The organism is Caproiciproducens sp. MSJ-32 (assembly GCF_018918055.1).
Taxonomy (GTDB): domain Bacteria; phylum Bacillota; class Clostridia; order Clostridiales; family Clostridiaceae; genus Clostridium.
Genome location: NZ_JAHLPS010000021.1, coordinates 1 through 3,482, shown reverse-complemented (window position 1 = coordinate 3,482; position 3,482 = coordinate 1). Strand labels below are relative to the sequence as shown.

At 29.7% G+C, this 3,482-nt stretch carries 4 protein-coding genes, 1 tRNA gene and 1 other RNA gene; 4 read left to right on the top strand and 2 right to left on the bottom strand.

Features of this window, described 5'->3' with window-relative positions; genetic code table 11:
• Positions 1–198: 198 nt before the first annotated feature.
• Together KQI16_RS02445 and ffs are read left to right on the top strand one after the other, a co-directional pair.
• Positions 199–288 (top strand) — tRNA-Ser (locus KQI16_RS02445).
• 3 nt (positions 289–291) lie between these two features.
• Positions 292–553, top strand: an RNA gene (gene ffs / locus KQI16_RS02440) — signal recognition particle sRNA large type.
• A 171-nt stretch (positions 554–724) separates the two neighbouring features.
• On the opposite strand, the gene KQI16_RS02435 is transcribed toward ffs, so the two are convergent.
• Positions 725–1,216, bottom strand: coding sequence for a dihydrofolate reductase (locus tag KQI16_RS02435; RefSeq protein WP_216431961.1), 492 nt, complete (start codon positions 1,214–1,216; stop codon positions 725–727).
• Positions 1,216–2,007 carry a thymidylate synthase gene (locus KQI16_RS02430; protein WP_216431959.1) on the bottom strand — a complete coding sequence of 264 codons (792 nt, stop codon included), beginning with the start codon at positions 2,005–2,007 and terminating at the stop codon, positions 1,216–1,218. Before KQI16_RS02430 ends, KQI16_RS02435 begins: the two co-directional genes overlap by 1 nt.
• A gap of 181 nt (positions 2,008–2,188) precedes the next feature.
• Here KQI16_RS02430 and KQI16_RS02425 point away from each other — a divergent pair, with 181 nt between their 5' ends.
• Positions 2,189–2,929, top strand: a complete 741-nt coding sequence (locus KQI16_RS02425) for a phosphotransferase (RefSeq protein WP_216431957.1) — start codon at positions 2,189–2,191, stop codon at positions 2,927–2,929.
• A 141-nt stretch (positions 2,930–3,070) separates the two neighbouring features.
• On the top strand, positions 3,071–3,482 hold a 412-nt coding region (locus KQI16_RS02420; RefSeq protein WP_216431955.1), incomplete at its 3' end, for an AAA family ATPase.

The window sequence follows — 3,482 nt, the reverse complement described above, 5'->3', positions numbered from 1 at the left end:
AGTTTAATGGTCTTTGGTTTAAGGACAGCTCAAATTGTAAGTTTAATATCAATAATTCTTGGAATAATATTAATTCTATGGATAAAAAGAAAAAAAGTTCATTATTAACAAAAAACTACTGTCGCTATAAAGGTTGCAATATAAAAAAGTATATGATAATATATAGCAGTAGCTTAATTTAATAGTGCTATATATTATGGAGAGATGTCCGAGTGGTCGAAGGAGCACGCCTGGAAAGCGTGTATAGGGGCAACTCTATCAGGGGTTCAAATCCCCTTCTCTCCGCCAATGCCGTGCTAGATGGGGAGTTAGCGGTGCCCTGTAACCCACAATCCGCTATAGTGGGGTTGAATTCCTAGCCTAGGCCTTAGTCTATAGAGCCTGCCTATGTAAGTGGTGTTGATGGCAAGGTCCCATACGACGTAAGTGTGTGAACCTCGTCAGGTCCGGAAGGAAGCAGCGATAAGCAATTACTGCGTGTGATATGGATCAATCTTGTCAGAGCTAACTGCATAGTAACGTCTATAGATTATTGTCAAAGCTAGGTGCACGGTTTTAAATTTTCTGACCTTTCTAGTTAGAAGGGTTTTTTTAATGTATAGGGAATAAACTGATTTTAGTAAAAAATTTATTAAAATAAGCTTACTCTTCAATAGGATTAACATACAATAGGACAAAGAAAGCGAGGGTCTTCCCAAAAGGAAACCCTCGTTTTCTTTATTATTTATTTTCTTATTAAATCAATAAAATCAAATTTTAAATCATCTTTTTCATTAGTGAAAATTTCAGACTTATTTATGATATTCCAATCTTCTAAGTCTAGATTAGGGAATATGGTATCTCCTTCAAAGTTCTTATAAACTCTTGTTAAATAAATTTTTTTACAATAAGGAAGTAATGATTTATAAATTTCTCCACCACCAATTACAAAAGCTTCTTCATCAGAATCTTTAAACTTTTCTAAAACAGTAGAAATATCATTAACAATATGAACCATATCAGAATCAACTTTAAAGTTTTTATCTCTAGTTATTACTATATGTTTTCTATTAGGTAAAACTTTTGGCAGTGATTCAAAGGTTTTTCTTCCCATAATTATTGTATGGCCAGTTGTTATTTCTTTAAATCGCTTTAAATCTTTTGATATATGCCATAAAAGTTTATTATCTCCACCAATAACATCATTATTTGCTTTAGCAACAATTATTGATAACATTAAACAGATACCTCCATTTTGATTGGATCGTGATGTTTATAATCAATAAGCTTAATGTCATCTACTGTAAAATCATAAAAGTTTTTAATTTCTGGATTTATCCAAAGTTTTGGTGCTTCAAAGTCTTTATCTTTTCTAGTTAACTGAAGTTTCATGCCTTCAATTTGATTTTCATAAATATGTGCATTATTTATTACATGAGTAAATAACCCAGGTTTTAAATTAGTTACTTGAGCAATTAAATGAACTAAAACAGCATATTGAGAAGTATTAAACGGAACTCCTAAAGGCATGTCTCCTGAACGCTGTATTAACATGCAGTTGAGCCTTCCATCTGTTACATCCCATAATGTTTGATAACAACATGGCTGTAATGTCATTTCAGGTAAATCTTCAATATTCCACATAGACATAATCATTCTTCTATCTTGCGGATTATTTTTTAGTGTGTCAATAAGCTTATCAACTTGCTTAAACTTTGCTATTTGATAGCCATAAGCTTTTCCTATAGTGTTATTTTCATCTACCCATTGATCCCAAATATGTACATTTTGTTCCTGAAGTTTTGTTACATCATTTGATTGATCCCTATATATCCATAACATTTCTTTAATAGCTGTTTTAAAAGCGACCTTTTTAGTAGTTAATATAGGAAATTCTTTTTGTAAATCAAACTGCATTATTTGATGAGGAAGCTTGTAAGTAGGCATTCCAGTTCTATTGTTGTCATAATATCCATTCTTTAATATGTTTTCAATAATTGCTAAGTATTGCTTATCGTATAAACTCAATTTAATTCCCCCTTAACATTAGTTATATTAATTTTACTATAAAATTTTATTAAAGCAATCTATAAAAATAAATATAAAAAAATAAAAAGAAAAATAAAAAAATAAGGAATGTAATTACAAAATATAGTATAATTGATTATAGTTAGCAATTAGTAAATTATCTATATATAAGGGGATAAAAATGAGGGAGATAGGAAAGTTTATTGGAAGAGATAATCAATCAAAGGTGTATAAGAATAAAGAGTATGCAATAAAAGTATTTAATCCAGGTTGTGATAAGACATCTGTGTTTTATGAAGCAACTGTTGCTTCTTTAATGGAGGAAATAGGTTTACCTGTTGCTAAAATTCATGAAGTTATAAAAATAGAGAATCAATGGGCTATAAAAATGGATTATATTGAGGGAATGGATTTAGGTGAATGCATAAAGCAAGACAGGGAGAACTTAGCTTCCTACCTTGAAATAATGGTAGATTTACAAATATTTATTCAACAAATAAAAGTACATCTTTCTTTTAATTTACATGATAGCTTAAAAGAAAAAATAGAGAATAGTAATTTTATTGATGAATTAACAAAAAACAAATTATTAGCTAAGTTAAATAATCTACCAAGAGGTTCAGGCCTATGTCATGGCGATTTTAATCCTTTCAATATTATGAAGGATAAGAATGAATATTTTGTAATTAACTGGATTAAGGCGGCAAATGGAAGTCAGGAAGCTGATGCTTGTAAAACTTATATGTCTTTAAACTTTGTTGATGAAGAAATGGCAGATTTATATTTGGATATATATTTAAATAAATGTAAGAAGTGTAAACAGGATATATTAGAGTGGCTGCCTATACTAGCAGTAGCTATACTTGATGAAGGGAAAGAAGAAAATAAAGAGAAATTATTAAGTTGGATTAATACTCTATAAAATAAGCATAGTGCTATTGTACAAAAATGTACAAGGCACTTTTTTATTAATAATTGTAAATTATTATCACTTAATTGTTAATTAAAAGACTTTAGTCTATAATATAACTATAAGAAATACAAGCAAGGAAGGATATAAGTCATGGGATATACGGCTTTATACAGGGAATGGAGACCTAGGAATTTTTATGATGTAGTAGGTCAGGAACATATAACTACAACCTTAAAAAATCAAATATTAAATAAAAGAATTGCTCATGCATATCTTTTTTGCGGCACAAGAGGAACAGGAAAGACTAGTACAGCAAAGGTATTTTCAAAGGCATTAAATTGTTTAAATTTAAAAGATGGAGAACCTTGCAATGAATGTTCTATGTGCAAGAAAATAAATGATGGATTAGCAATAGATGTAACAGAGCTAGATGCAGCTTCAAATAATGGTATTGATAAAATTAGGGATATTATAGATGATGTAAAATATCCTCCTCAAGAAGCAAAATATAAGGTTTATATAATGGATGAGGTTCATATGTTGTCAACTGGAGCTGTTAATG

Bases quoted from the DNA above. Each gene is read 5' to 3' on its own strand.
- KQI16_RS02435 (WP_216431961.1), bottom strand. From the start codon at position 1,216: ATGTTATCAATAATTGTTGCTAAAGCAAATAATGATGTTATTGGTGGA.
- KQI16_RS02425 (WP_216431957.1), top strand. From the start codon at position 2,189: ATGAGGGAGATAGGAAAGTTTATTGGAAGAGATAATCAATCAAAGGTG.